This window comes from Arthrobacter sp. SPT-J7 (genome assembly GCF_059089965.1).
Genome location: NZ_JBNHFF010000255.1, coordinates 1 through 4,443, shown reverse-complemented (window position 1 = coordinate 4,443; position 4,443 = coordinate 1). Strand labels below are relative to the sequence as shown.

At 65.4% G+C, this 4,443-nt stretch carries 4 protein-coding genes; all 4 read left to right on the top strand.

Features of this window, described 5'->3' with window-relative positions:
* A partial coding sequence (gene argS, locus AC5RWX_RS30765) for an arginine--tRNA ligase domain-containing protein (protein WP_494099996.1) occupies positions 1–918 on the top strand: 918 nt, incomplete at its 5' end.
* A 5-nt stretch (positions 919–923) separates the two neighbouring features.
* On the top strand, positions 924–2,399 hold the full coding sequence (gene lysA / locus AC5RWX_RS30760; RefSeq protein WP_494099995.1) for a diaminopimelate decarboxylase: 1,476 nt from the start codon (positions 924–926) through the stop codon (positions 2,397–2,399).
* Entirely contained in the window at positions 2,400–3,728 is a 1,329-nt protein-coding gene (locus AC5RWX_RS30755) for a homoserine dehydrogenase (RefSeq protein ID WP_494099994.1), read from the top strand. It abuts the gene before it with no gap.
* Positions 3,729–4,443, top strand: a 715-nt coding sequence (gene thrC / locus AC5RWX_RS30750; protein WP_494099993.1) for a threonine synthase, incomplete at its 3' end; no start/stop codon positions are given.

The window sequence follows — 4,443 nt, the reverse complement described above, 5'->3', positions numbered from 1 at the left end:
GAGTTTGACGTGTTCTTCTCCGAGCAGGAACTGCACGACGCCGGCGCGATCGAGAGTGCCGTTGCCCGCCTTCGCGAGCAGGGCCACGTGTTCGACGACGGCGGTGCTGTCTGGCTGCGAACCACCGACTTCGGCGACGACAAGGACCGGGTGATGATACGCGCCAACGGCGAGCCCACCTACTTTGCAGCGGATGCCGCGTACTACCTCTCAAAGAAGGACCGCGGCTTCACCGAAAAAATCTACTTGCTCGGCGCTGACCACCACGGCTACATCAACCGGCTCAAGGCCATTGCCGCCTGCGCCGGGGACGATCCCGAGGTCAACATCGAGGTACTGATCGGCCAGCTGGTATCAGTCAACGGTGCCAAGCTGTCCAAGCGCGCAGGCAACATCATCGAGCTGAAGGACCTGATCGACTGGCTCGGCAAGGATGCTGTCCGCTACTCCCTGGCCCGGTTCCCGGCAGATTCACCCCTGACCCTGGACCCGGAGCTGCTGAAGAAGCACAGCAACGAGAACCCGGTGTTCTACGTGCAGTACGCGCACGCCCGGTCCCGCGGTGCGGCCCGTAACGCCGTCGACGCCGGCGTGAACCGCCGTGTGGACGGCAAAGACAGTTTCAACGCCTCGCTTCTGGACCACGCCACGGAGAACGAACTGCTTTCGTACCTGGGCAGCTACCCGTCTATCGTTGCGAAGGCCGCGGAACTGCGCGAACCTCACCGCGTGGCACGCCACCTCGAGACCATCGCCGGCGCCTACCACCGCTGGTACGACGCCTGCCGCATCGCCCCAATGGGCGACGAGGCGGTTACCGACGTCAACCGCACCCGCCTCTGGCTCAACGATGCCACGAGCCAGGTGCTGGCCAACGGCCTGGACCTGCTTGGTGTTTCCGCACCGGAACGGATGTGATCGGCATGAACGACGCAAACACCAGCGCGGCCTCGCCGCTGGCCCCCGAATGGCTCGCCGTTCCGGAGGACTTGAACGCCCTGACCCCTGCAATGTGGGCCAAGGACGTGTCCCGGACCAGCCCGGGGGAGCTGGCCATCGATGGCATTCCGGTCGCCGAGCTGAAGGAACAGTTCGGCACGCCCCTGTTCGTGATGAGCGAGGCGGACTTCCGTTCCCGGGCGCGTGGGTTTAAAGACGCCTTCGACGACGCGTTCGCGGACATCTGCGGGGGAGTGGACGTCTACTACGCCGGCAAGTCCTTCCTCTGCACGGCAGTGGCAACCTGGGTGGCTGAGGAAGGCCTTCGACTGGACACCTGCTCCGGCGGCGAACTCGCCGTAGCTGCCCGCGCGGGAATCGCCGGCGCCCACCTGAGCCTGCACGGCAACAACAAATCGGATGCCGAAATCCGCCGTGCCCTCGACATGCAGGTGGGCCGCATCGTGGTGGACAGCCTCGACGAGCTGGACCGCGTAGCCAAGATTGCCTCCGGCCGGGGCGAAACCGCAAAGGTCATGCTCCGGCTGACGCCGGGCGTTCACGCACACACCCACGAGTTCATCGCCACGGCGCACGAGGACCAGAAGTTCGGGCTCTCCATGGCGGGGGACACCACCGATGAAGCAGGCCTTTCAGCTGCGGAAGAGGCTGTGGCCGCCGCAACGGCCTACCACAGCATCGATCTGCTCGGGCTGCACTGCCACATCGGCTCGCAGATCTTCGAACCGGACGGCTTCGCGTTGGCCGCACAAAAGCTCCTGACCTTCCTTGACGCCATGCAGCGCAAGTACTCCATCGTCCTTCCGGAGCTGGACCTCGGCGGGGGCTACGGCATCGCCTATACCCCTGCGGACACCCCGCGCCCGCCGGCCGAGATCGCCCAGGCGATGGCCGCCGTCGTGCGTTCCACCTGTGCAACGCTCGGCATCGACTCCCCGCGCATCTCGATCGAGCCGGGACGCGCCATCGTGGGCAGCACCACCTTCACCCTGTACGAGGTGGGGACCCTCAAGACCGTTCGCGTCGACGCGCCGGAGGCGGTCGAAGCCGGTGGGGCGGGCGAAAACGTTACGTATCCGCGCCGCTATGTGTCGGTGGACGGCGGTATGAGCGACAACGCGCGCCCGGTGCTCTACGACGCGGATTATTCGGCTGTGGTCGCGTCCCGCACGTCTGCCGCCGCTCCGCAGTTGTCCCGCGTGGTGGGCAAACATTGCGAGAGCGGCGACATAGTTGTTAGAGATGTATATCTGCCCGAGGACGTGGCAGCCGGTGATCTGCTTGCTGTACCGGGGACCGGCGCCTACTGCTGGGCCCTGTCAAGCAACTACAACTATCTGGCCCGGCCGGGCGTTGTCGCGGTGCGCGACGGATCTGCCCGGCTGATTGTCCGCGGGGAAACCGAAGAAGATCTGCTGAACCGCGACATGGGAGTCTGAATGACGGAATTGCGAACCCTGAAAGTGGCCCTGCTGGGCTGTGGCAACGTTGGGGCCCAGGTTGCGCGGATTCTCATCGAGGACGCCGACACCCTTGCCGCGCGGACGGGCGCGAAGTTGGAGTTGAGCGGCATCGCCGTGCGTAACGTCCACACGAAGCGCGACGTGGAGCTTCCGCAGGAACTTTTCACCACCGACGCCGAAACCCTCGTCAAAGATGCGGACCTCGTGATCGAGCTGATGGGTGGCATTGAACCCGCCAGAACGCTGATCCTGTCGGCCCTGCGCAACGGTGCCTGCGTTGTCACCGGGAACAAAGCGCTCCTGGCACAGGATGGCCCCATCCTTCATGAAGAGGCTGACAAGGCGGGCGTACAGCTCTCCTACGAGGCCGCCGTCGCCGGAGCCATCCCCATCCTGCGCCCCATCCGCGACAGCCTCGCCGGTGACCGCATCACCCGCGTCCTGGGCATTGTCAACGGCACCACCAATTTCATCCTTGACCAGATGGACAGCACCGGCGCCCAGTTTGCCGACGCCCTCGCAGAAGCACAGCGTCTCGGTTACGCGGAGGCGGACCCCACCGCCGACGTCGAAGGCCACGATGCTGCCGCGAAGGCCGCCATCCTTGCCTCGCTGTCTTTCCACACCCGGTTTGCCCTGGAGAACGTCCACTGTGAAGGGATCAGCTCCGTAACCGCGGCGGACATTGCTGCCGCCAAGGACGCCGGCTTTGTCATCAAGCTGCTGGCCATTGCGGAAAAGCTTCCCGCCGCAGGCACGGACACGGACGGCGGTGACGGCGTCTCCGTGCGCGTGCACCCAACCCTGCTTCCCCGCGAGCACCCGCTGGCTGCCGTTCACGGTGCCTTCAACGCCGTGTTTATCGAAGCCGAGAATGCCGGTGAACTGATGTTCTACGGCCAGGGGGCCGGGGGTACCCCCACCGCTTCCGCCGTCCTGGGTGACCTGGTGTCGGCCGCGCGCAGCCTGGTCCTCGGCGGCCCTGGTCGCACGGAAACCACCACAGGCCAGGTCCCGGCGCTGCCGATCGAAGCTGCCGTCACCAGTTACTACATCGGGCTGGACGTCGCTGACCAGCCCGGCGTCCTGGCCAGGATCGCCCAGCTCTTTGCCGAGCACGGCGTCTCCATCGAAATCATGCGGCAGACCATCCACCGCGACGCTGAGTCCAACGTGGAGTCCGCCGAACTGCGGATCGTCACCCACCGCGCGTCAGAGGCTGCCCTGGCAGCCACCGTCGAGGCCGTGAAGGGCCTGGACGTCATCAATTCAGTTACATCCGTTCTGCGGGTAGAAGGAGTCTAAGTGGCTCACCAATGGCGCGGCGTTATCCGCGAATACGCTGACCGTCTGCCCGTGACGGAATCCACCAGGGTGATCACCCTGGGCGAGGGCGGCACCCCGCTCGTGCACGCGCAGAAGCTCTCGGAGCTCACCGGCTCCCAGGTGTACCTCAAGGTGGAGGGCATGAACCCCACCGGCTCGTTCAAGGACCGCGGCATGACCATGGCCATGACAGCCGCCGTCGCATCCGGAGCCCAAGCAGTGGTGTGCGCCTCCACCGGCAACACTTCCGCTTCTGCCGCAGCCTACGCCACGGCCGCCGGCCTGAAGTGTGCCGTCCTGGTGCCTGAGGGCAAGATTTCCATGGGCAAGCTGAGCCAGGCCATTGCCCACGGTGCCACCCTGCTCCAGGTGGACGGCAACTTCGACAACTGCCTTGACATTGCACGGAAGCTGGGAGAGTCCTACCCGGTCTTCCTGGTCAACTCGGTCAACCCTGCCCGTATCCAGGGACAGAAGACCGGTGCCTTCGAGATCGTCGACGCACTGGGCGACGCTCCGGACATCCATGTCCTGCCGGTTGGCAACGCCGGAAACATCACGGCCTACTGGAAGGGCTACAAGGAGTACTCCGCTCCGTTCGAGTCCGAAACCGCCGGCACGCTTCCCGCCGTGTCCACTAAAACGCCCGCCATGTGGGGCTTCCAGGCAGCAGGGGCAGCACCCTTCGTCGCCG

What these genes read in the sequence shown, in the direction of transcription:
- lysA (WP_494099995.1), top strand. Translation starts at nt 924, where the DNA reads ATGAACGACGCAAACACCAGCGCGGCCTCGCCGCTGGCCCCCGAATGG.
- AC5RWX_RS30755 (WP_494099994.1), top strand. Translation starts at nt 2,400, where the DNA reads ATGACGGAATTGCGAACCCTGAAAGTGGCCCTGCTGGGCTGTGGCAAC.